Annotated in this window: 21 protein-coding genes; 12 read left to right on the top strand and 9 right to left on the bottom strand. The window is 63.0% G+C overall.

Going from position 1 to position 23,328, the window contains the following annotated elements:
• The first annotated feature begins 190 nt into the window (after nt 1-190).
• Both ACSQ2W_RS01405 and ACSQ2W_RS01400 read left to right on the top strand, forming a co-directional pair.
• Nucleotides 191-1,447 (top strand): class I SAM-dependent methyltransferase, encoded by a 1,257-nt coding sequence (locus ACSQ2W_RS01405; RefSeq protein WP_436084632.1) that lies wholly within the window; start codon nt 191-193, stop codon nt 1,445-1,447.
• 134 nt (nt 1,448-1,581) lie between these two features.
• A complete protein-coding gene (locus tag ACSQ2W_RS01400; protein ID WP_436087639.1) occupies nt 1,582-3,903 on the top strand; it encodes a Tex family protein in 2,322 nt (773 codons plus the stop codon).
• 11 nt (nt 3,904-3,914) lie between these two features.
• Here ACSQ2W_RS01400 and ACSQ2W_RS01395 read toward each other — a convergent pair whose 3' ends face one another.
• On the bottom strand, nt 3,915-4,058 hold the full coding sequence (locus ACSQ2W_RS01395) for a hypothetical protein (RefSeq protein WP_436084631.1): 144 nt from the start codon (nt 4,056-4,058) through the stop codon (nt 3,915-3,917).
• 15 nt (nt 4,059-4,073) lie between these two features.
• On the opposite strand from ACSQ2W_RS01395, the gene recO reads away from it, so the two are divergent.
• Nucleotides 4,074-4,820 carry a DNA repair protein RecO gene (gene recO / locus ACSQ2W_RS01390; RefSeq protein WP_436084630.1) on the top strand — a complete coding sequence of 249 codons (747 nt, stop codon included), beginning with the start codon at nt 4,074-4,076 and terminating at the stop codon, nt 4,818-4,820.
• A 119-nt stretch (nt 4,821-4,939) separates the two neighbouring features.
• Here the strand turns inward: recO and ACSQ2W_RS01385 are convergent, their stop codons facing one another.
• Nucleotides 4,940-6,943 carry a PhoX family protein gene (locus ACSQ2W_RS01385; protein WP_436084629.1) on the bottom strand — a complete coding sequence of 668 codons (2,004 nt, stop codon included), beginning with the start codon at nt 6,941-6,943 and terminating at the stop codon, nt 4,940-4,942.
• Between the two features lie 185 nt (nt 6,944-7,128).
• Here ACSQ2W_RS01385 and ACSQ2W_RS01380 point away from each other — a divergent pair, with 185 nt between their 5' ends.
• The 3 genes from ACSQ2W_RS01380 (at nt 7,129) to ACSQ2W_RS01370 (ending at nt 11,607) form a co-directional block, all read left to right on the top strand.
• Entirely contained in the window at nt 7,129-9,981 is a 2,853-nt protein-coding gene (locus ACSQ2W_RS01380; RefSeq protein ID WP_436084628.1) for a DUF2339 domain-containing protein, read from the top strand.
• A 39-nt stretch (nt 9,982-10,020) separates the two neighbouring features.
• The gene (locus ACSQ2W_RS01375; protein ID WP_436084627.1) at nt 10,021-10,677 is read left to right on the top strand and encodes an HD domain-containing protein; all 657 of its coding nucleotides are present in this window, start codon (nt 10,021-10,023) and stop codon (nt 10,675-10,677) included.
• 84 nt (nt 10,678-10,761) lie between these two features.
• Nucleotides 10,762-11,607: an MOSC domain-containing protein gene (locus ACSQ2W_RS01370; protein WP_436084626.1), complete on the top strand. Its 846-nt coding sequence runs from the start codon at nt 10,762-10,764 to the stop codon at nt 11,605-11,607.
• Nucleotides 11,608-11,632: 25 nt separating this feature from the next.
• Here the strand turns inward: ACSQ2W_RS01370 and ACSQ2W_RS01365 are convergent, their stop codons facing one another.
• Entirely contained in the window at nt 11,633-12,625 is a 993-nt protein-coding gene (locus ACSQ2W_RS01365) for an aldo/keto reductase (protein ID WP_436084625.1), read from the bottom strand.
• Nucleotides 12,626-12,837: 212 nt separating this feature from the next.
• Here ACSQ2W_RS01365 and ACSQ2W_RS01360 point away from each other — a divergent pair, with 212 nt between their 5' ends.
• The 4 genes from ACSQ2W_RS01360 to nadC all read left to right on the top strand — a co-directional run bounded on the left by ACSQ2W_RS01360 (nt 12,838) and on the right by nadC (nt 18,232).
• Nucleotides 12,838-14,079, top strand: a complete 1,242-nt coding sequence (locus ACSQ2W_RS01360) for an MFS transporter (RefSeq protein ID WP_436084624.1) — start codon at nt 12,838-12,840, stop codon at nt 14,077-14,079.
• A gap of 175 nt (nt 14,080-14,254) precedes the next feature.
• Complete coding sequence (gene nadA, locus ACSQ2W_RS01355; protein WP_436084623.1) at nt 14,255-15,334, top strand: quinolinate synthase NadA; 1,080 nt, start codon at nt 14,255-14,257, stop codon at nt 15,332-15,334.
• 222 nt (nt 15,335-15,556) lie between these two features.
• On the top strand, nt 15,557-17,155 hold the full coding sequence (locus ACSQ2W_RS01350; RefSeq protein ID WP_436084622.1) for an L-aspartate oxidase: 1,599 nt from the start codon (nt 15,557-15,559) through the stop codon (nt 17,153-17,155).
• Between the two features lie 174 nt (nt 17,156-17,329).
• Nucleotides 17,330-18,232, top strand: a complete 903-nt coding sequence (gene nadC, locus ACSQ2W_RS01345; protein ID WP_436087638.1) for a carboxylating nicotinate-nucleotide diphosphorylase — start codon at nt 17,330-17,332, stop codon at nt 18,230-18,232.
• Between the two features lie 6 nt (nt 18,233-18,238).
• Here nadC and ACSQ2W_RS01340 read toward each other — a convergent pair whose 3' ends face one another.
• Complete coding sequence (locus ACSQ2W_RS01340; protein ID WP_436084621.1) at nt 18,239-18,463, bottom strand: DUF6434 domain-containing protein; 225 nt, start codon at nt 18,461-18,463, stop codon at nt 18,239-18,241.
• Nucleotides 18,464-18,472: 9 nt separating this feature from the next.
• Nucleotides 18,473-18,703: a hypothetical protein gene (locus tag ACSQ2W_RS01335; protein ID WP_436084620.1), complete on the bottom strand. Its 231-nt coding sequence runs from the start codon at nt 18,701-18,703 to the stop codon at nt 18,473-18,475.
• Nucleotides 18,704-18,821: 118 nt separating this feature from the next.
• Here ACSQ2W_RS01335 and ACSQ2W_RS01330 point away from each other — a divergent pair, with 118 nt between their 5' ends.
• Nucleotides 18,822-19,553, top strand: a complete 732-nt coding sequence (locus tag ACSQ2W_RS01330) for a sulfite exporter TauE/SafE family protein (protein ID WP_436084619.1) — start codon at nt 18,822-18,824, stop codon at nt 19,551-19,553.
• Between the two features lie 174 nt (nt 19,554-19,727).
• Nucleotides 19,728-20,240, top strand: coding sequence for a superoxide dismutase family protein (locus ACSQ2W_RS01325; RefSeq protein ID WP_436084618.1), 513 nt, complete (start codon nt 19,728-19,730; stop codon nt 20,238-20,240).
• Between the two features lie 69 nt (nt 20,241-20,309).
• Here the strand turns inward: ACSQ2W_RS01325 and ACSQ2W_RS01320 are convergent, their stop codons facing one another.
• From ACSQ2W_RS01320 to ygfZ, 4 genes are read right to left on the bottom strand one after another with little or no spacing between them, the layout of a single operon-like run.
• Nucleotides 20,310-21,284 carry an NUDIX hydrolase gene (locus ACSQ2W_RS01320; RefSeq protein ID WP_436084617.1) on the bottom strand — a complete coding sequence of 325 codons (975 nt, stop codon included), beginning with the start codon at nt 21,282-21,284 and terminating at the stop codon, nt 20,310-20,312.
• Complete coding sequence (locus ACSQ2W_RS01315) at nt 21,274-21,813, bottom strand: tyrosine phosphatase family protein (RefSeq protein WP_436084616.1); 540 nt, start codon at nt 21,811-21,813, stop codon at nt 21,274-21,276. The genes ACSQ2W_RS01320 and ACSQ2W_RS01315 overlap by 11 nt, the downstream gene beginning before the upstream one ends.
• Complete coding sequence (locus ACSQ2W_RS01310; RefSeq protein ID WP_436087637.1) at nt 21,813-22,421, bottom strand: YfbR-like 5'-deoxynucleotidase; 609 nt, start codon at nt 22,419-22,421, stop codon at nt 21,813-21,815. The genes ACSQ2W_RS01315 and ACSQ2W_RS01310 overlap by 1 nt, the downstream gene beginning before the upstream one ends.
• Complete coding sequence (gene ygfZ / locus ACSQ2W_RS01305; RefSeq protein WP_436084615.1) at nt 22,418-23,257, bottom strand: CAF17-like 4Fe-4S cluster assembly/insertion protein YgfZ; 840 nt, start codon at nt 23,255-23,257, stop codon at nt 22,418-22,420. Before ygfZ ends, ACSQ2W_RS01310 begins: the two co-directional genes overlap by 4 nt.
• Nucleotides 23,258-23,328 lie beyond the last annotated feature (71 nt).

Below are 23,328 nucleotides of genomic sequence, written 5' to 3'. Positions count from 1 at the left end.
GCGCCCAGACGATCTGCCCGGCATGCCGACTGGCGGTATCACTGTTCTTCCAGCAAGGCTTGGTTTTGGCGGCCCCGATGGCGTTCCAGCTCCGGCTTTCCCGTCACCGGATTTTCCGGCGACATGTCGAGACCGGGAGCCGCGCGAGTATCCAGCGGAACGATCCGATGGGCTGTGGCTGAGGTATGGAATGAGCACAACATTTCTGAAACTGCTTCGCCGGCTGGTTCAAAAAGGCAATCTGCGCATTGCCCTTTCGTCTGGAGAACAGGCTATCCTGGGGGATGGCTCCGGTCAGCCTATCGCGTTCCGGACGGTCGATGAAGAAGCCGAAAAAGCGATCCTGCGAGATCCGGGCCTGAAATTCGGCGAGATGTATGTCGACGGGCGCCTCGTCATCGATGAGGGCAACATTTTCGATGTCATTTCGATGATGAAGGCCAATGGCCTCGAACGGGCGGCGACCGTCAGCAACACCGTCACCGCCCTCCTGCACGTCGCCGAACAGCAGGTCAAAAGCCGCCTGCCGGTCAACCGCAACAAGCACAATGTCGCCCATCACTACGATCTCGACGGTAAGTTGTTCGATCTGTTTCTCGATCAGGACTGGCAATATTCCTGCGGCTATTTCGATCCGCCCGGCATCAGCCTCGATGAGGCGCAGACGGCGAAGAAGCGCCATATCGCGGCAAAGCTGCTGCTGGAGCCCGGCCAAAGCGTGCTGGATGTGGGCTCCGGCTGGGGCGGCATGGCGATGTACCTTGCCGAATCCTCGGGCGTCGAAGTCACCGGCATCACGCTCAGCGAAGAGCAATTGAAGGTTTCCCGCGGGCGGGCGGCAAAGCGCGGGCTCGCCGGCCGTGTTCGTTTCGAACTGCAGGACTATAGGACGATGGCGAACCAAACGTTCGACCGCATCGTCTCCGTCGGCATGTTCGAGCATGTGGGAATGGCCAATTACGGCAATTTCTTCAGCAAGATGGCAGACCTGCTTGCTCCGAAGGGGGTGATGCTGCTGCATTCGATCGGTCAGGCGGAAAAGCCGTGGGCGACCAACCCCTGGATCGAGAAATACATCTTTCCCGGCGGCTATATGCCGGCCCTCTCGGAAGTCTTGCCGGCGATCGAGAAAGCGCGGCTGATGATCAAGGATATCGAGATCCTGCCGATGCATTATGCCCACACGCTAAGGGCCTGGCGCGACCGCTTCACGGCGCGCAAGGAGGAAGCGATCCGGCTTTATGACGAGCGCTTCTTCCGCATGTGGGAGTTCTATCTTGCGGCGTCCGAGACCGCGTTTCTTTACGACAAGCTGTTGATCTTCCAGATCCAGCTTTCGCGTGAGCAGGATGCCGTGCCTTATACTCGAAACTACATTGGCGAGCGCGAGGCGGCGCTGCGGGAATTCGAAAAGACGCGCCCGCCGCTGGAGCCGGTCGAGTTCTGAGTCGACTGCTGGCAAGGACGGCATGATCCTTCTGTGGACGCTCATTAACCGGTGGAGCACTTGGCCTTGATGGCATGTGCCTCTATGGTGCCTGCCACATCATCATCATCATCATCATCAAGACACGGAATGCCATGCCCCTGCCTTCAAAGCCCATTGCCGTCCTCATCGCCCAGGAAATCAAGGCGACGCCTGCGCAGGTGATTGCAGCCATCGAGTTGCTTGACGAGGGCGCCACCGTTCCCTTCATCGCGCGCTATCGCAAGGAAGTGACCGGCGGTCTGGACGACACGCAGTTGCGCGATCTGGCCGAACGTCTCGTCTATCTGCGCGAACTGGAAGCCCGCCGGATCTCGATCCTCGACTCGATCCGTAGCCAGGACAAGCTGACGGAAGAGTTGGAAGCCAAGATCGCCGCCGTCACCACGAAGGCGGAGCTGGAAGATATCTATCTGCCCTACAAGCCGAAGCGGCGAACCAAGGCGGAAATCGCTCGTGAGCGTGGACTGGCGCCGCTGGCGGAGGCCATTCTGGCCGACCGCTCCGTCGCGCCGGCAGACCGCGCATCGGCCTTCATCACGGCGGAGGTGGCGGACGTCAAGACGGCGCTCGATGGCGCCCGCGACATCATTGCCGAGGGCATCACCGAAAATGCCGACCTGCTCGGGCGGCTGCGCGCCCATATGCGGCAGGTCGCGTTTCTGCGCGCCAAGGTGGTCGACGGCAAGCAGGAGGCCGGCGCCAAATTCTCCGACTATTTCGACCATTCCGAACGCTGGGCAACCGTCGCTGGCCACCGGGCACTTGCCATGTTGCGCGGTTGGAACGAGGAGTTTCTCTCCGTCGATATCGTCGTCGATCAGGACGACACGTCGCCGGTCAAGCCGGTCGAGCGCACCATCGCCGCCGTCTACAATGTCGGCGCCACGCTGCCGGCCGACAAATGGCTGATGGAGGTGATCGGCTGGACCTGGCGCGTCAAGCTGTCGATGTCACTGTCGCTCGATCTGATGCGCGAAATGCGTGAACGCGCGGAAGAGGAGGCGATCCATGTCTTCGCCCGCAATCTCAAGGACCTGCTGCTTGCCGCTCCCGCCGGGTCGCGCGCGACGATGGGTCTCGATCCCGGTATCCGCACCGGCGTCAAGGTCGCGGTGGTCGATGGCACCGGCAAGTTGCTCGAGACGACGACGGTCTATCCGTTCCCGCCGAAGAACGACATTCGCGGCACGCAGGCCGAACTTGCAAGCCTCGTGCGCAAACACAGGATAGAACTGATCGCCATCGGCAACGGCACAGGCAGCCGCGAGACGGAACGTCTCGTCGCCGACATGCTGAGCCAGCTGCCAGCGGGACCGAAGCCGACCAAGGTCATCGTCTCGGAAGCCGGCGCTTCGGTCTATTCGGCCTCGCAAACGGCGGCTGACGAATTTCCGGGCCTCGATGTTTCCCTGCGCGGTGCCGTCTCGATTGCCCGCCGCCTGCAGGATCCGCTGGCCGAGCTGGTCAAGATCGAGCCGAAATCGATCGGCGTCGGCCAATACCAGCACGATGTCGACCAGGGCCGTCTCAACCGCTCGCTCGACGCCGTCGTCGAAGACGCGGTGAACGCCGTCGGGGTTGATCTCAACACTGCGTCGGCGCCGCTGCTCGCCCGTGTTTCCGGACTTGGAAAATCGTCCGCCGAGGCGATTGTTGCCCATCGCGATGCGACGGGCCCCTTCGAAAGCCGCAAGCAACTGATGAAGGTGCCGCGGCTCGGCGCCCGCACCTTCGAGCAATGCGCCGGCTTCCTGCGCATCCCGAACGGCAAGGAGCCGCTGGATGCATCTTCCGTGCATCCGGAAGCCTATGGCGTCGCGAAGAAGATCGTCGCCGCCTGTGGCCGCGACGTGCGGGCCATCATGGGCGACAGCGCGATCTTGAAAAGCCTTGATCCGCGCACCTTCGTCGACGAGCGCTTCGGCCTGCCGACGGTCAAGGACATTCTCGCCGAACTCGAAAAGCCCGGCCGCGACCCGCGCCCAAGCTTCAAGACCGCGACCTTCGCCGACGGTGTCGACGATATCAAGGACCTGAAGCCCGGCATGCTGCTCGAAGGCACCGTCACCAACGTTGCGGCCTTCGGCGCCTTCGTCGACATCGGCGTCCACCAGGACGGACTGGTCCACGTCTCCCAGCTCGCCGATCGCTTCATCAAGGACCCGCATGAGGTTGTGAAAGCCGGCGATGTCGTCAAGGTGCGTGTGACCGAGGTCGATGTCCCGCGCAAGCGCATTGGGCTTACCATGCGCAAGGACGGTGCCGCAGAGCCGGGCGGACGCGAGGCGAGGGGCGACGCAAAGGCAGCCCATCAGAGCCGCCAGAACCAGGCTCGCGCGCCACAGCCGAAGCCGCAGGCCCCGTCGCAGGGCGCCTTCGGAGCGGCCCTGGCCGAGGCGATGAAGCGGAAATAGCAGTCCGACGTTCACCGCCCGGGATTGCGTGCATAACGTGGCGCTTCGTGCAGTTGCGGCGGAAAGTCGGGCGTTTGAAGCTCCACTTTCATGCCGCGCAAACGTGCTTGTTCTGAAGCCTGAAGCGCCTCGCCGTTGTTTTCATCAGTCGCCAAGGGTAGAACAGTTCCATGCAGTGGAGCGATCAGGCCATCATCATCGGCGTCAAGCGGCATGGCGAAACCTCCGTCATTGCCGAGCTCATGACCCGCGCGCACGGGCGTCATCTCGGGCTCGTGCGTGGCGGCCGTTCGCGGACGATGCAGCCGGTCTTGCAGCCCGGAAACGAGGTCGAGGTCATCTGGCGGGCGCGGCTCGATGAGCATCTCGGTGAATTCCGCGTCGAGCCGGTGCGCCTGCGTGCGGCACGCCTGATGGAGGCGGCGACATCGGTCTACGGCGTCCAGGCCATGGGGGCACTTCTGAGGCTTCTCCCGGAACGTGATCCGCATCCGCATCTCTATGAAGCGCTTAATGTCATCCTCGAAAATCTCCACGATCCGCGCGACGCCGGCGAATTGTTCGTGCGCTTCGAGATCGCCGTGCTCAATGATCTCGGCTTCGGTCTTGATCTGGCGGAATGTGTTGCAACCGGTGAGCGCTCCGATCTGATCTATGTCTCTCCGAAATCCGGCCGCGCCGTCAGCCGCAAGGCGGGCGCGCCCTATGCCGACAAGATGCTGGCGCTGCCTGCTTTTCTGACCGAAGGTGGTGCCGCCGACTACGACAGCCTGCTGGCGGCCTTCCGCATGACGGCCTTTTTCCTTCATCGCCATGTCTATGAGCCGCGTGGCATTGCCCTCTCGACGGCGCGCGACGGTTTCGTCCAGGCCGCCCTGAAGGCGCTGAAGCCTCAAGATACCGTCGCGCACTCATAAGGAATCCCCGGACCTGCATGGGCAAGGTGTTCTGCGAAGGCAGGATCGTCCCCTGCGGCTGCGAAACAACGAAAAATGGCGCCGCGAATGCAGCGCCATTTCTCCCTTCAAGAAAGATATCAGCCGATCTTGCCGCCGCCCTGTTTGGTGATGGCGATCACGGCCGGGCGCACCGGCATGTCGCCTTTGAAGTCCGGCCAGCGTGTGGCGGGATTTTCAAAGGTTGCAAGTCCCGCGTCACCCGGATGCTGGACCGCGACGAAGAACGTGTCGGACGTCGGGTTGAAGCTCGGTCCGCACATTTCAGCGCCGACCGGCACACGGAAGAACAGCTTCGACGTGCCTCGGGCATCGCCCTCGGTATCGACGGCCCAGATGCCATCGGTGCGGCCCGTGTCCTTCTCATTGTTGCCGTCGGTTGCGACCCAGAGGCGGCCGTCGGCGTCGATGGCGCAGTTGTCCGGCATGCCGAACCAGCCGTTCTTCGTCGTGGCCGTCGAGAAGGATGCGCCGACTTCGGCGACGGACGGATCGCCGCATTTCAGGAGAACGTCCCACTTTGACTTGGTCGAGGTATAGTCACCGTCGGTCTCGGTGATCTCGACGATGTGACCGAAGGCGTTTTTGGCGCGCGGGTTGGCAGCGTCGATCTGGTCGTCCTTGCGCTTGGTATTGTTGGTCAGCATCACATAGACCTTGCCGGTCTTCGCGTTAGGCTGGATATCTTCCGGCCGGTCCATCTTGGTGGCGCCGAGCGCGTCGGAGGCAAGACGCGTGTTGATCAGAACGTCGGCCTGCGAGGCAAAGCCGTTCGCTTCAGTCAGCGGACCTTCGCCATGGATGAGCGGCATCCACTCGACGGTGCCGTCGGCATCGAACTTGGCGACATAGAGCGTGCCCTCGTCGAGAATGTCCATGTTGGCCGCGCGATCGTTCGGATTGAAGGCAGCCTTGGTCACGAACTTGTAGACATAGTCGAAACGCTCGTCGTCGCCGGAATAGAGCACGACGCGACCATCCTTGTTGACGATCGATTCGCAGCCTTCATGCTTGTAGCGGCCGGTCGCGGTGCGCTTCTTCGGCACCGAGTTCGGGTCCATGACGTCGACTTCGACGATCCAGCCGAAACGGTTGGCTTCGGTCGGCTCCTTTGAAACGTCAAAACGGTCGTAGAATTTCGACCATTCATAACTGCCGCCGGGCGCGCCGAGGCGCTTCAGCTGCTTGAACTCCGGATGGTCCTCGGCGATCTCGCCGCCGAAATAACCATTGAAGTTCTCTTCCGACATCAGATACGTGCCCCAGGCGGTGACGCCGCCGGCGCAATTGTTGATTGTGCCGAAGACCTGTTTGCCGGTCGGGTCGGACGGCGTCTTCACCCGCTCGTGGCCGGCAACCGGGCCGGAAAGCTGCATTTCGGTCTTGGCGGTGATGCGGCGATTGTACTTGCCGTCGAGCACCGGCTGCCATTTGCCATCGACCTTGCGGATTTCGACGATCGTGCCGCCATGCGCGGCCATTTCGATATCGACCAGCTCTTTGGTGTATTCGCCGAGCTGGACCTTCTCGACTTCCTTGCCATCCTTCGTTTCCTTCACGATGGACGTGAACTTCGGAAACATGATTTCGGCATTGGTGTATTCGTGGTTGACGACGAGCAGGCCATGATCGGGATTTCCCTCAAGCGGAATGAACCCGACATAGTCATTGTTGTAGCCGAACAGTTTTTCCTGCGCCGCGGCCGTCTGGTTCAGCGGATCGAAATCCGGGCTGTCGGCAAACAGCTTGTCGCCCCAGCGCAGGAGGATATTGGCGTCATAGCCTTCGGCGACGTGATGGGTTTCATCGACGCCGGCCTCGATCTCGGTGAAATCGAAACCGGACAGGCGGCCGTTGGCGCGTGCATCCTCTGCCGTCAGGATCGCGAGCGGGCTTACGGTGGTAGAGATCGCGGCCACGGCAAGCGAACCGGCCATGAACGACCGGCGCGAAAAGCGGCGGTTGATGATGTCGCCCATGGTCGGGTTGGTGGAACAGTTCTGGCCGATGTCTTCGAGCGCTTCGCGCCGGTCGGTCAGCGTCTCGATTTCGGGTGCGGTTGTCGGGGCAGCAACGTGATCCATGGTTCATTCTCCTCTTTGTCCGGAAACTGCGCAGAGGCGCATCGAAACATGCATAGCCGCCGGACAATGACAGGTTCGCGACAATCTGGCGAAGAGATTGCTTTCTTCAACCGTCCTGGATTTTGACTGCGGGTGAAAAGCTGTATGGTCGGTGCCGTTGCGCCGCACCGGCCTGAGGGGAAAACATGATCGAAGTCATTGCTTTCGTTGCCTTTGGCATCGCGTTGGCGGCGCTTCTCAACGGACGCAAGACGGCCGAGCGGCTGGAGACGGAGATTGCGGCACTCAAGGAAGAGTTGAAACGGATCGAGGAACTGCGGCCCGCTGTTTCAGCCGCTGCGGGGACGGAGAGCGCCGCGCAATCCGAACCGGCGGAACGCCCCAGGCAAGCGGTTCGGACCGCAACCGTGGAGCGGAAGCGCCTCGCCGAAATCAGCAAGGGCGACGCGATCTTCGGCGGGCCGCCGCCCAGCCAGGATATCGTCGAAAAGGCGTCGCGCGGTGAGCCGGTGGCGGCGAGATCCGCACCAGCGTCCGTGATCGACGCGGTCGCACCACGACCGAAGGAAAGCCTCGAAAGCCGCCTTGGTGCGCGCTGGGCCGTTTGGGTCGGCGGCATCGCGCTGGCGCTTGGCGGCGTCTTCATGGTCAAATATTCGATCGACGCGGGTCTGCTCAGCCCCGCGGTGCGGCTGTTCATGGCGGCAATCTTCGGTCTCCTGCTGATCGGCATCGGGGAACTGGTCCGTCGCCGCGCCGTGCCGCTGGTCGCCGACACGTTCCAGAATGCGATGATCCCCGGCATCCTGACGGCAGCGGGCGCGGTGACCCTGTTCGGCGTCTGCTATGCCGCGCACGGCATCTACGGCTTCATCGGCCCGGCCGCTGCCTTCGCGCTGCTGGCGCTGGTGTCGCTCGCGACGGTCGGCCTTTCCCTGCTGCATGGCCAGGCGCTTGCCGGGCTCGGCCTTCTCGCCTCGCTCGTCACCCCGGCACTGGTGTCGTCCGAGAGCCCCAGCCCCTGGAGCCTGTTCGGCTTCCTTGCCATCGCCTGGAGTGCGACGCTGCTTGCGGCCCGTATTCGCCGCTGGGCGATTGTTCCCTCGCTCGCCAATATCGGCCTTTGCCTCTGGGCGCTCGCCTATATCGCCTCGGCAACGCCGTTCGCGACGCTGCCGGTGACACTGGTGATGCTGGTGATGATCGCCGGGGTCGGGCTTATCTGGCCGGGACGCATCGCTGGCGGCGATCTGCCGGAGGCGGTGGATGGTCAACGATCGGCGCTGCCGCGCACGTCGTGGGATCGTGTGATGGCGCCACCGTTGGCCGCTATTACGGTCACGACCGGCATCTCCACGCTTTTGACCGCGCTCGCCATGATCAGCCCAATCGCTGCGGCGTCCGATTATCCGGTCGCGGTGTTCTGTGTGGTCGTTTCCGCGCTAGCGGGGTTGGGCGCTCTGCGCGGTTACGCCGTCTATCCCGCCTTGTCTGCCGCCTTTACCGCGATCGCGGGCCTCTGGAGCATCACGGCGCTGAGCGGCCTCCTGACCTTCATCGATCCAGCTTTTCCCGGGGCCATTGCGACGATTGCCGTATCCGGACGAACCGCGATGCTCGCCAGCATGGCGCTCTCCTCTGTCTTCATCGCGCTCGGAGCCCTGGCAAACCGTCTGCATCTGACCGATCATCCGCCTCTCGCCACACTATGGGCGGCGATCATGGCGATCGTGCCATTCGCGCTCACCGGCATGTCGCTGCTGATGACCGGTAACCTGACCTTCGACCTGCCGCATGGATTGTTTTCGCTTGCCGCGGGCATTGTCCTGCTCGGTCTTGCCGAATGGCTGCCGCGCCGCGATGTGCCGCAGGAAAATATCGCTCTGCCGCAGATGTTTGTGGTCGCCGGATCGCTTGGCCTGTTCGTCATCGCGTTGCATGCGCTGACGGAAGGTCTTGCAACCACCACCCTGATCGCCTTCCTGGGGGGCGCCTATGTCGCGGCAACACGTCTGCGCGCTTGGCCGGCGTTGCCCTGGATGATGGTGGGTGCCGCGATTGTGGTGCTTGCCCGCATCGCCTGGGAACCGACCATTGTCGGGCCGCAGAGTCTTGGCACGACGCCGGTCTTCAACGCGCTGCTCGCCGGTTACGGTATCCCGGCGCTGCTTCTCGTCCTCTCCGCCTTTGAACTCAGGAATTGGCCTGACCTGCGCGCCCGAAACCTGCTGCAGGCGCTGGCGAGCCTGTTTGCGCTGCTGGCCGTCGCCATCTTGGTGCGCCACGCGATGAACGATGGCGTGCTCGACAGTTCGGTGCCAACACTGGCAGAACAGTCGATCTACACCCTGCTTGCGATCGGCGCCTCCGGCATCCTGATGACGTTCGACATGAAATCGCCGAGTCCTGTCTTCCGCTATGGCAGCATGGCGGCCGGCGTCCTGTCGATGCTCTCGATCCTTGGTGCGCATCTGCTCGGCCTCAATCCTTATTTCAGCGGCGAACTGCTCGGCTCCGTGCCGTTCTTCGACCTGCTGCTGATCGGTTATCTGTTGCCGGGACTGGGCTATGTAGGCCTTGCCTGGTATGCCCGCGGAAAACGGCCGATGCCCTATGTTACAGCGCTTGCGGTGACGGGCGCGGTCCTCGCCTTTTCCTGGGCCACGCTGTCCGTGCGCCGCTTCTGGCAAGGCGAAAGCATCGCCGATTGGAAAGGCTTCCTGCAGGGCGAGACCTATACCTATTCCGTCGTCTGGCTCGTTCTCGGCGTTCTGCTTCTAGCGCTCGGTTCGCGTTTCAACGCCAAGAGCATCCGCGTCGCCTCTGCGGTGCTGGTCTTCGTCGCGGTGCTGAAGGTCTTCCTGATCGACATGGCCAATCTCGAAGGCTTCCTGCGGGCGCTCTCGTTCATCGGCCTCGGCGGCGTGTTGATCGGCATCGGCCTGTTCTACCAGCGGATACTGTCCGGGAGGGTGAGCATTCCACCAGAGCCGAAAACGCCTGTGGACATCGACGCGGAACCGGGCCAAACAGCCTGATCGCTTCGATTCTCCTGTCTCCCCTCGGAGGGCTTTCGCATGGGCCACCTGTCTTCGCTTGCCGCTGCATTCGCGCCTCATGAAGCTCTCGCCGAACGGCTTCTGCCGCACGGCGCTTCCGCTGATGATGGCTCGCATGATGCGGCCCATTTGATTCGTGTGTGGAAGAATGTGCGGCGTATCCATGCGGCCGAAGGCGGCGACCTGCGCATCCTTGCTGCTGCCGTGCTGCTGCATGATTGCGTTTCTGTCGAGAAGAATTCGCCCATACGGGCCCAGGCGTCGCGCCTCGCCGCCGAAAGGGCCTTCGAACTGCTCGACGAACTCGGATGGCGCACCGCAGAGATCACCGCCGTTGCGCATGCGATCCTCACGCATAGTTTCTCAGCCAACCTCCCGCCGGAAAGTCTGGAAGCGAAAATCCTGCAGGATGCAGACCGGCTCGATGCCATCGGCATGATCGGCGCGGCCCGCTGCTTCTACATTGCCGGTCGCATGGGAAGCGGGCTCTACGATCCGCTCGACCCTCTGGCAGAAGACCGTCCGCTCGATGACAAGGCCTATGCCATTGACCATTTCGAGACGAAGCTGTTCAAGCTGACGGACGGCTTCCAGACGGCCGCGGGCCGCGCGCTTGCCCGCCAGCGGCAGGAGAGGCTGCGCGCGGTGCTTGCCATGCTGATCAAGGAAATATAGCAAAGACAGACAATGACTTACGTCGATCGGCGGAATCGGTCTGCGATGGACTTGAATCACACTCTGAACAGCAGGGATACCGACATGAAGGTGAACGGTCTCAATATTCACCCGCTGAAAAGTGGTCGTGCCAACGCGCAGACCTCCGTCTCCGTCCAACTGGACGGCCTTGCCGGCGATCGCCGTTTCATGATCGTCGATCCGGATGGCCGGTTCATCACCCAGCGCGAACTGCAGTCGCTTGCCCAGGTCGAGGCGACGCATGTCAGCGGCGGCATTCACCTGACGATGGGGGCCTGCGCCGTCACTGCCTCGTTCGATCCCGCCAACCGCATGGACGTGCGCGTCTGGTCGAGCGACGTCAACGCGGCAGTCGCAACGGAGGCCGTCAACACGACACTGTCGGGCTGGTTCGGCCAACCGGTCAAGCTCGTCCATATCGATGCCGCCGCCAGCCGGTGTGCCAATCCGCAATGGGCGGGGCCTGAGAGCCCGATGAGCTTTGCCGACGGCTACCAGGTGCTGATCACGACAACCGCCTCGCTCGCCGATCTCAACGTCTCGCTGATCGCCAAGGGGCAGGAGGCGGTCGGCATGGACCGCTTCCGCACCAATATCCTCATCGACAATGACGACCCTTGGGAAGAAGACCTGTGGGAAAGCGTCGAGATCGGCGGCATCGCCTTCGATCTCGTCAAACCCTGCGCCCGATGCATCATGACGACGCAGGACCAGGCGACCGGCGAGCGCATCGGCGGCAACCCGATCCAGGGGCTCGCCGAAAAACGCATGTCGGCCGACCGCCGCGTTCCGGGCGTCCTGTTCGGCTGGAACGCCGTGCCGCGTGGCGAGGGGACGCTCAGCCTCGGCGACGACATGCGGGTCCTCAAGGTTCGTGAGGAGCGCTGGCCGATGAAGGTGAGGGAGTGATCCGGCAGCGGCTCAGGCATCAGCATCACTGTCGTTTCAGCGCCCGTTCGATAGTCTCCATGATGGGCGGCGACAGCGGCCCTTTCTCAAGCGCCCCGGCATTTTCCTCCACTTGCGCAACCGTTCGGAAACCCGGAATCGGCAGCGTGTTCGGTGAGCGTGCCCATAGCCATGCCAGCGCGCCCTGCGTCAGCGTCCGCCCGTCCGAGCGCAATAGCTCGCGGATCGAATCGAGCCGCCTGGAAAAATCCGGATCGACGGCGCCGTCGCGGAAATATTTCAGCCAATAGAAATCGGCGCTGCGCACGTCGTTTGCGGCCAGCCGGTCGCCCGGCTTGAATTTGCCGGACAAGAGGCCCATTGCCAGCGGACCGCGGTTGATGGAGATGAGGCTCTCCCTTTCGATGAGCGCGATCATCTCGGGCACCGGTTCGAGCACATTCATCGTGTGCTGAACGGAAATGAAGCCCTCGCGATTGGCAAAGCGGGCGGCCCGTTCCGGCCAATCCGTGCTCCAGCCATAGGCCGCGATCTTACCTTCGGCGCGCAGCGCGTCGAGCGTATCGAAGACGTCATCGGCTTCGATGGGATCGAATTCGTTGAGGTGGAATTGCAACAGGTCGATCCGCTCGCGCCTCAGCCGCTTGAGGGAGGTTTCGAGCGACGCACGGATGAAATCCGGCGAGGCGAAGGCGCCGGTTGCCTGTTTCGTTGCATAGTCCGTCGCAAAGCCGAATTTCGTCGCCACGACGATGTCGGGACGGCCGGCCAGCGCCTCTCCCAGCACTTCCTCCGAGTGGCCGGCACCGTAGTTCGATGCTGTGTCGAAGAAGAAAATACCCAGATCGATGGCGCGGCGGATCGCCCGGATGGATTCCGCATCGTCCACATCGCCCCAACCAAGCGGCACGTCGCCGGCATGAAACGGCCCGCCGATCGCCCAGCAGCCCATGCCGAGCCGCGGGATCGCGCGTCCGTCCCAGAGGGTGATGTCCGTCGATTTCGTTTTTGTCAGCATGATCGCCTCCGCGTAATTTTTGGCGAAGCTATCAGCCGTCCTCCAGTCGAGAAACGCAAAGGACCGGAGGATGTTTTTCAGAAACGAAAAACGCCTTGCCGCCAGGATCGTCCGGCCATCCATCAATTTGGTTGATCACAAGGTCATTTTAATTCACTTTTTGGGAGCCTCCAGGGCGGGTAGCTTGGCGCCTCAATAACCGGGAGCCGCTCATGTCCGCTATTTCCCAATCCACGACGCGCGCACCCGCCGCCAGCCACGGTCTTCCCTGGCTGATCATTGCCGCCGGGTCGCTCGTCGCCTTGCTCACCTTCGGCCCACGCTCGGCCATGGGCTTCTTCCAGTTGCCGATGCTCGCCGATACCGGCTGGGACCGAACCACCTTCGGCCTTGCCATGGCGTTGCAGAATCTCTGCTGGGGTCTCAGCCAGCCCTTCTTCGGCGCCATCGCCGACAAGTTCGGCACGTGGCGGGTGTTGGCCATCTCCGGGCTTCTCTATGCCGCCGGGCTGGTCCTGATGTCGTTAGGCGGCTCGCCCGCCACCTTGCATATCGGTGGCGGCGTGCTGGTGGGCCTGGCGGTCGGTGCTGGCTCCTTCGGCACGGTGTTGTCGGCCTTCGCCCGCAACGTCACGCCGCACCGGCGCTCCATGGTCTTCGGCATCGGCACGGCGGCGGGTTCGGCCGGCATGTTCCTGTTCGCGCCCCTGAGCCAGGGCCTGATCTCCGCATATGGCTGGTCGGACAGTCTCGTTTATCTCGGCCTTCTGATGCTGCTTGTGCCGCTGTTCGCGATCCCGCTGCGTGGCAATTCCTCGTCCGGTAGTCAGAAGGAAGCGCTCTACAAGCAGTCGATCGGCGAGGCCTTGAAGGAGGCTTTCGCCCACAAGAGCTACCTGCTGCTCGTATCCGGCTTCTTCGTCTGCGGCTATCAGGTGGCGTTCATTACCGCGCATTTCCCGGCCTACATCGGCGATATCGGCATCGATGCGCGCTATGCGGTGATCGCACTCGCGCTGATCGGCTTCTTCAACATCATCGGCTCGCTATCGGCTGGCATCATCGGCCAGCACTATTCAAAGCCCTATTTCCTGTCGCTGATCTATATCGGCCGTTCGATCGCCGTCGCTCTCTTCCTGCTCCTGCCGCAGTCGCCGACGTCGGTCATCATCTTCGCTGTCGTCATGGGTCTCCTGTGGCTGTCGACCGTGCCGCCGACCAATGGTCTCGTCGCCATCATGTTCGGCACGGGGCATCTCGGCCTGCTCGGCGGCATCGTTTTCCTGTCGCACCAGGTGGGCTCGTTCCTCGGCGTCTGGATGGGCGGCTATCTCTATGACCGCTTCGGCTCCTATGATCCGGTCTGGTGGCTTGGCGTGGCGCTCGGCATCTTCGCCGCCTTCGTCCATTGGCCGATCGAGGAGAAGCCCGTCGCCCGCCCGGCGATCGCCTGACACCCCGCAAATTCTTGGCCCCTCCCGCAGAAATAGCGGGAGGGCATTCTTGAAAATTGTCACAAAACTTTCTAAGTCTCGTCCACCGGCACTGCCGGTTTTGTTTTGATCCTGTTATGCTCAAGTTGAGCAAAATGGGTTTTACCGCCGGAGGGGCGGTGAGAGGAGCAGTTCGATGACGATCGCACAGACCAATGCGGCCCTTGAGACTTCCGGCGCATTCCAGACCGCCGCTGAACGTTTCGGCATCATCGAAAAGCCGGACCTGACCTTTACGCCTGAGATCGCCCGCGAAACGGCCCATCTCTACGAGCGCGTGAAGCAATTCATTCCCGCCTTCGAGTGGCCGGTCTATGCGCCCTATGTGCACGCCATCAACCAGCTGAAGAAGGAGCGCGGTGCCGTCATCCTCGCCCATAATTACCAGACGCCGGACATCTTTCACTGCGTCGCCGATATCGTCGGGGACTCGTTGCAGCTTGCGCGCGACGCCACCAAGGTCAATGCCGAGATCATCATCCAGTGCGGCGTGCACTTCATGGCCGAGACCTCCAAGCTGCTTAATCCGGAAAAGACCGTGCTGATCCCGGATGCCAAGGCCGGCTGCTCGCTGTCAGAATCGATTACTGGCGCCGATGTCCGGCTGTTGAAGGAGCGTTATCCCGGCGTGCCGGTGGTCACCTATGTCAACACGTCGGCCGACGTGAAGGCCGAGACCGATATCTGCTGCACGTCGTCCAACGTTCTGGCGGTCGTCGAAAGCCTCGAGAGCGACACTGTGCTCTGCATCCCCGATGAATATCTGGCGATGAACGTCTCCAAGCAGACGAAGAAGAAGATCCTCACCTGGAAGGGCCACTGCGAGGTGCACGAACGCTTCACGGCAGCCGAACTGCTTGCCTACAAGGAGGCCGATCCTTCGATCGAGATCATTGGGCACCCTGAATGCCATCCGGACGTCATCGCCGTCTGCGACTTCGCCGGCTCCACGTCGGGCATGATCAACTATGTCAAGGACAAGCGTCCGGCCCGCGTGCTGCTCGTCACCGAATGCTCGATGGCGTCGAACATCCAGGCGGAGGTCAAGGGCGTCGATTTCATCAAGCCATGCAATCTCTGTCCGCACATGAAGCGCATCACGCTGCCGAAGATTCTCGACAGCCTGCTCAACATGACGGAGGAGGTGCTTGTAGATCCGGCGATCGCCGACCGCGCCCGCCTTGCCGTCGAGCGGATGGTGAATTTGAAGCAGTAATTTTGGTTCAGTCGGGAGGGGCGAAATGCGAAACAGCACGGACAACGGATTTGGAACCGGGAGCTCCCGGCTTGCGATCTCCCCCCTTGAGGGGGAGATGCCCGGCAGGGCAGAGGGGGGTGTTCCTGGCGCCGCCCTCAATCGTGGAAACCCCCTCTGTCACCTCGTGACATCTCCCCCTCAAGGGGGGAGATCAGTCCGCGACCGTGGGAGCCTGAAGCAATGCTGACTGACCATTTCCGCCCGCAATCCTTCAACGGCATCGACGATATCGTCATTGTCGGCGGCGGTCTTGCCGGCCTTTTCTGCGCGCTGAAGCTCAGCCCGCGTCCCGTCACCGTGCTCGCCGCCGCGCCGATCGGCCACGGCGCCTCTTCCACCTGGGCGCAAGGGGGCATTGCCGCGGCCATGGGTCTCGGCGATACGATCGACAAGCATGTCGCCGATACGCTCAACGCCGGTGCCGGCATCGTCGATGAGAAGATGACGCGGCTGATGGTCGCCGAAGGCCCGGCGCGCATTCACGATCTGCTGGGCTACGGCGTGCCTTTCGACCGCGATCTTGAAGGCAAGCTGCTGTTGTCGCGCGAGGCCGCGCACTCCGAGCGCCGCATCGTCCGCGTCAAGGGCGATATGGCTGGCAAGGCGATCATGGAGGCTCTTATCGCGGCCGTGCGCAACACGCCGTCGATCCGCGTGCTCGAAGGTTATGTCGTCGAGGAACTGGTGCGCCAGGGCCGCTTCATCTCCGGCGTCATCGCCCGGCCGGATGCCGGCCAGTCGAAGAAGCGCGTCTCGTTCCCGGCCCGTGCCGTCGTGCTTTGCTCCGGCGGCGTCGGCCATCTCTTTTCGGTCACGACCAACCCGACCGAAGCCTGCGGGCAGGGCGTCGGCATGGCCGCCCGTGCCGGGGCGATCATTGCCGATCCGGAATTCATCCAGTTCCATCCGACCGCGATCAATATCGGCCGCGATCCGGCGCCGCTCGCGACCGAAGCGCTGCGCGGCGACGGCGCACACCTGATCAATTCCGCCGGTCATCGCTTCATGCTCGACATCCATCCGGACGGTGAACTTGCGCCACGCGATATCGTTTCGCGCGGCGTTTTCGCCGAGGTGCTGGCCAAACGCGGCGCGTTCCTCGACTGCACGAAGGCCGTGGGCGCGCATTTCCCCGAGGCCTTCCCGACCGTCTACGCCTCCTGCATGTCAGCCGGCATCGACCCGGTGACCCAGCCGATCCCGGTCGTCCCGGCCGTGCACTATCATATGGGCGGCGTCCTCACCGACGCCGAAGGCCGCACCGCGATCGACGGGCTGTGGGCAGCGGGCGAGGTGACTTCGACCGGCGTCCACGGCGCCAACCGACTTGCCTCCAACTCGCTGCTGGAGGCCGTCGTCTTCGCCGCCCGCATCGCCGAAAACATAAAGGGCATGCTGCCCGAGCCGAAAATCACCGGCTGGGGCAACAATGCCGGCGAGAACGACGATCCGGTGACGCTGGAAGACAGCCCGCCGCTGACGGCGCTGCGGCATGTCATGAGTGACCATGTCGGTGTCATCCGCAACAAGGACAGTCTGGCCCGCGCCATCCGCGCCATCGCCAATCTCGAGCACCAGAACACCCGCCTGCGTTTCAGTAACATCCTCACCACGGCAAAGCTGATGGCGGTTGCCGCCCTCCAGCGCACTGAGAGCCGCGGCGGCCATTTCCGTTCGGATTGCCCGGAGCCGCGCGCCGAATGGAAACGCCGCACGTATCTGACGCTCGCTGAGGCCGACCGCATCGTCGCGGACGTGGCGGAGACGGAGGCGGCGTAGAATTGCTTTCCACAAGCCATCTTACTCCGTCACCCTCGGGCTTGACCCGAGGGTCCATGCAGGTCGTGCCTGGACCCTCGGGTCAAGCCCGAGGGTGACGATGGGAGGGAGGGAGCCGGTTTACGAGAAACTGGAACCTTCGTCGCAGCACTTTGAAGAGGAACCGCAATGCCCCTGACGCCCCTTCGTCCCGAACTGCCCGCCCTGATGGCCGAGGAGCATGTTCGCGCCGCCCTGCTCGAAGACCTGGGTCGCGCCGGCGATATCACCACCTACGCGACGATCGCGCCTGACAGGACAGCCACCGCGGAAATGAACGCCCGCGAAAACGGCGTTGTCGCCGGTATGGAACTGGCCCGCGCGGCCTTCCGGCTGATCGATCCGGCAATTCGCTTCGATGCACTGGTGGCGGATGGCGACCACGTTCATCCGGGCACGGTGCTTGCCCGCATCTCCGGCCCCGCGCGCGGGCTTCTGTCGGCCGAGCGCGTCGCCCTGAATTTCCTCATGCATCTCTGCGGTATCGCCACCTATACCTCGACATTCGCCACCGAGATCGCCCACACCCGCGCCAGGGTCTGCTGCACCCGCAAGACCATTCCGGGCTTGCGGGCGCTCGAGAAATACGCTGTCCGACTCGGCGGCGGTTCCAACCATCGCTACGGCCTCGACGATGCGATCCTGATCAAGGACAACCACATCGCCGTTTCCGGCGGTGTCGCCAGCGCCGTCAACGCCGCACGCGCCTATTGCGGCCATCTGGTCAAGATCGAGGTGGAGGTCGATGGCCTGGAGCAGATGCGCGAGGCCCTGACCGCCAGTCCGGATGTTATCCTGCTCGATAATATGGGGCCGGACCTGCTGAGCGAAGCCGTCGCGGTCAATGCGGCGCATTGGCAGCTTTCGGCCGACGCCTATGCGGCCGATCCCCGCCGTACCCGGCTGGAGGCTTCCGGCAACGTCAATTTCCAGACCATCCGCGCCATCGCCGAAACCGGCGTCGATTACATCTCGACTTCGAAGATCACCATGGCGGCGCCGACGCTGGACATCGGGCTCGACGTCGTCATTGGCTGAAGGGCGTCACAGCCGCTTTGCCGCAGCACGCCGTCCCGTCCACTCATCCGCGACGTCGCCCATTGTCTTTGCCCTGCCGTCCTTGATCCAGGCCATGAAGGGCCGATCAAAGGCGAAGTTTTCGCCGCACTGCTTCGTGAGGAAGCGTCGGACATTCTGGGTGTTGCGGTATGTCGCCGTGACAGCGGTATCGCGATTGATCGCGTCGGCATGCCAGTCGAAGCCCTTCATCGCCGTCTCCTACTGCTGCAGCACGAACGGGCAGACAAGGCGCGCGCCGATCGTCAGCGACTTGCCGCAATCGTAGCGGCAGGTCTTGAAGGGACCATTCACATCCTCGCCATTCAGGTTGCATATGGTGATCTTCGGCTGGTCCGATGCGCCGTTGCTGTCAAAATAATCGGGAATGTTCGGCTTGTCCTCTGGCGCTATGAGCAGGGAGCCGGCGAGAAGGAGAACAATCGTCTGCATCGATTCGGACCTCGCTGCCTGTTGACATGCATGCATTGTCGACGGGGAACCTTTACCACGCTGGGAAGTTGGCGCAAACGAGCCTCGGTTCGAGCGGCGCAATTTAAAAGGACTGTTCGTGTCGGCAGATTTCTGGGTTTTCGTTACCATTGGTTTCCTTGCGCAACTCGTCGATGGTGCGCTGGGGATGGCCTTCGGCCTTCTGTCCACCACGAGCCTGCTGGCCTTTGGCGTGCCGCCGGCAACCGCAAGCGCCATGACCCATATTACCGAAATCTTCACCACCGCGGCTTCCGGCGCCTCCCACATCTATCATCGCAATATCGACTGGCGGCTCGTCCTGCGCCTGGCGCCGGCCGGTATGATCGGCGGGGCCCTGGGTGCCTATGGGGTCTCCAATGTCGAGGGCAAGATGCTCGAACCCTATGTCTCGGGCTATCTGGCGCTGGTCGGCATCTATATTCTGTTCAAGGCTTTTCGGCCGCTCTGGCTGCGGGAGGTCAAGGACTGGGCAGTACCCTTTGTCGGCTTCGGCGGTGGTGCGCTGGACGCGGCTGGCGGTGGTGGCTGGGGATCGATCGTCACGACCTCGCTGATCGGCCGCGGCCATGAGCCGAAGAAGGTCATCGGTTCCACCAGCCTCACCGAATTCGTCGTGACCTTGACGATCTCGCTGACGTTCATCCTGACCCTCGGCTGGTCCGAGCTCGGCTCGGCGATAGGCCTCATCCTCGGCGGCGTCCTTGCGGCGCCGGCCGGCGCTCTCGTTGTCAAACACCTGCCGGTACGACCGTTGATGATGGCCGTTGCCCTCGTCATCATGGTGACGTCGGCGATCAGGTTTTTTTAGGTGCTTCCGCCGCGTCGTGCCGAACCGGTTTAACTCGGTTCCTGTCCCCTCTTCATATCGCGTATGGCGGATACATCACTGTGTGGCTTCCTTCTCGTCTTCCAGCCGGAACCGCAAGGACATCCGTGCGTTGGGGTTGATCGCACGCGTTCGATCAACCGGAAGGATATCCAGATGAAGAACCTCATCTTGACGGTGGCGCTGGCCGCCTGTGTCGCAACACCCATCTTTGCACAGCCTTCGTCGCAGACGGCGGTCGCCAATTTTATCGGCAAGGATGGCAAGGAGACAGGCAGGGCGGCCTTGACCGCGGCCAAGAACGGCGTGTTCATTGAAGTCGAGGTTACTGACCTGCCGCCGGGCAAATGGGTGGCATTCCATGTCCATGAAACCGGCAGATGCGATGCTGCGCAAGGCCACGAGTCGGCCGGCAACCATTTCAATCCGGGCAAGACCGAACACGGGTTCCTCGCTGCCAACGGCCCGCATGCCGGCGATCTGCCGAACCAGTATGTCGGCAGTGACGGCGTCTTGCGTGCCCAGGTGTTCAACAGCATGGTGGTGCTCGACAATGCCGAAAACGGCATTCGCGGCCGGGCGCTGATGATCCATTCCCAATCCGACGACAACCGCAGCCAGCCCTCCGGCGATGCCGGCGAGCGCCTGGCCTGCGCCGTGATCGAATAGCGGTCGTGCTCCTGCGGCTCGCTGCAATAGGTGAGGGCATGGTGTGGAAGATGGGTGCAATCCGCGGCGCTATCGGCCGCCGACTTTCAATCCCGGGGCGGGGCGTTCGTCGAGAATCTGACGGCGGAAGCGGAAGAGGGCCGCCGGCCGGCCGCCGGTGGCGGCCGTCAACATGCCGGTCGGCTCCACCAGCTCGGCCCCCTCGACCAGGCGGCGGAAGTTCTGCTTGTGCAGGTGGCGGCCGGAAATGGCCTCGACCGTGGCCTGCAGGTCCGTCAGCGTGAAATCCGGAGGCATCAGCTCGAAGATCACCGGCCGGTATTTGATCTTGCCGCGCAGCCGCGCGACGGCGGTGGCGACGATGCGGCGGTGGTCGTGCCGCATGGTGATCCCGATCGGCGGTGTCGCCGTCGCAACCGCCCGCCCGTCGATCACTGCCTCGCCGACCAGCCCCGCCTCGTAGAGAAGCTCATAGCGCTCCAGTACGCGCTCTTCATCCCATGGAAAATCATCAAGCCCGAAGGCAAGCCGCATACGCGTGCGTCGCTGCGGCAGGCCCATGCGCTCATCCTGATGCCCGGTTTTTTCCCATAGCCGCAAGGCGGGAAGAATGATCTGATCGATGATTGCAGGCCGGCCCTGTCGCCAGTCCTCCCAGGGAAGGTAGTTGTACCAGTCGCGCCAATGGGCACCGGCATCCGCCAGCCGCGCATTGTTTTCCGCGTCGGTGCGCGTCAGCGCCAGATAGCCGACCGACACCATATGCTTGCCGCTTTCCCCGGGAGAGCGATGCCGGCCGCGGTCGCCGAAGGTGTAGAGCTGCTCGATGTAGCCGAGATCAAGCGCCGTCTGCTGCTCGACGCTGGCGCGCAGGCTGGTCTCGAAGGTGCGGTGACGGGCGGGATCGAAGGGGCCGAAGGGCAGGCCGTCGCGGCCGTCCTCCTGTCCTTCGCTGACGGCAAGGATGCGCGGCGAGCGGCTGGTCACGGCGACGATCGCCGCGTTGAGGCCGATCTCGACGGTGATCACATCGTCAGCCGGCATGGGAGACGGGCTCCGGCAGTGGCGAAAAGACAAAAGGCACATTGCCGTCCGTGTCGGCTCCCCGGCCGATCGCCTTGACCGCTGCCACCAGCCGCCCGTTGCGCGACAAAAGATGGTCGCCAATCTCGATCAGGCGGCTGTTCGGCGTGACATAGGCAGAGGCGGCGCGCAGGCGCCGTGCCAGTTCCATCTCGTCCTGATCGGGTTCCACCGCCAAGGCGGCGATGGCGGCGGCGGCCGGCGAACGGGAAATCCCCATCCAGCAGTGGACAAGCAGCGGTGCTGCCCGATCCCACTGCTGCGCAAAGCCGATGATCTGCATGACATGAGCTTCCTGCGGTGCCACAAGCCCGTCATTGCCACCGAAACTGATGTCGTTGACGCTGAGCAGAAGATGACGCGTCGCGTCGATCACCGCCGGGCGATGAAAGTTCTGGTCCTTGGCAAGCAGGCTCATCATTTCGCGGCAGCCGTGGCGAACGGCCATTTCGGCGATGCGCGAGAGGGGTGAGACGACGATCTGCGGCATCAGGATGCCGCCCGCGCGTTGGCGCGCAGCGCCTCGATGGCCTCGAACCGCGCGGCAAAGAGCCTTTGCGCCTCGATTGCCGGCAGCGGATCGATCAGGATCATCTCGCGGGTGATGCCGCGCGGCTGGCCGAAGAATTTCCGTGCTTCCTCGAGCGAAAACCCGGCAAGCACCGTCGCCTCGAAATAGGCGGCGATCTGGTCGGCCTTCTTGATCTTGACCTTGAGCTCTGCCGGTGTCGTCGCGGGAAGCCCGAAGCGGATGTGAATGGCGCCTTCCAGGCGCTTCTCCACGACCTTGTAGCCGCCGCCCACCACCGCCTTGAAGGGCGAGATCATGTCGCCGATCACATATTCCGGCGCATCGTGCAGAAGCGCCATCTGGCATTCGTCCGGCGTACCATTGTATTGCCTGCGAAAGATTTCCTCGACGACGAGGCTGTGCTGGGCGACGGAAAAGGCATGATCGCCCTCCGTCTGGCCATTCCAGCGGGCGACACGGGCGAGCCCGTGGGCGATATCGGAGAGTTCCACATCGAGCGGCGACGGATCGAGCAGGTCGAGCCGCCGTCCGGAGAGCATGCGTTGCCAGGCGCGGGCAGACATCAGGCGCTCGCCTCGTCGGCTTCGGCTGGAAATTCAAGCCCCGTCCAGGCGGGCAGGGCGAGTTTTACCGGCACGTCGCCAGCCAGGATTGCCTCACCCGAAGCAATAGCCTCGCCCGCCTTGTCGATGCGGACGATCGCCAGACCGGAGGCGCCGATGACGCTGCCGAGCGTGCCGATCGGCCGGTCCTTGACAGTCAAAGGCGTGCCAGTTGCGGGCAGGGCGCTATCCGCCGTGACGGTGACGATGCGCTTGCGCGCCGTGCCGCGATGCTGCATGCGGGACACGACCTCCTGTCCGACGTAGCATCCCTTCTTGAACGACAGCGCACCGTTCTTGTCCATCAGCACGTCATGCGGAAAGGCATCCTGCAGCGCATAGTCGCCGCCGGAAACCGCAATGCCGCTCGCAATCCGCAGGCGCTCGTATTCATCGATGCCGGTTGCTCCCATCTCCTTGCCATAGGCGCGATAAACGGTGTGGCCCGCCTTGGCGAAACGGGCATCGCGATAACCGCCAGATGTCTCGGCAAACTGGATGGTAACCGCAGCCGGCGACGCTACGGAGAGTGTGATCGGAAGCCGCAGCTTGTACATCGTCAGCCGCTTCAACAGGCCATCGGCCTGGTCCACCCCGGTTTCAAGCCGGATCGCTTCGCCGTCGCGCGTCACCAAAAAATCGAAAAGGATCTTGCCCTGCGGCGTCAGCAATGCGCCCGGCTTGGCTTCGCCATCTTCCAACCGTCCGAGATCGGTGGTGATCAGCGCCTGCAGGAAATCCTGCGCACCCTGTCCAGACACGGTGACGATGGCGCGATCGGGAAGGGCAATGGGTTGCATGAGATTTGTCCTGTTCATCACATGAACAGGTAGGATTTCATGCGAGGCTGAGCAAGCGCTTTGCGCCGCTG

The organism is Pararhizobium sp. LjRoot255, assembly GCF_964252905.1.
Taxonomy (GTDB): Bacteria; Pseudomonadota; Alphaproteobacteria; order Rhizobiales; family Rhizobiaceae; genus Pararhizobium.
This window is presented reverse-complemented; position numbering and strand designations above follow the sequence as displayed.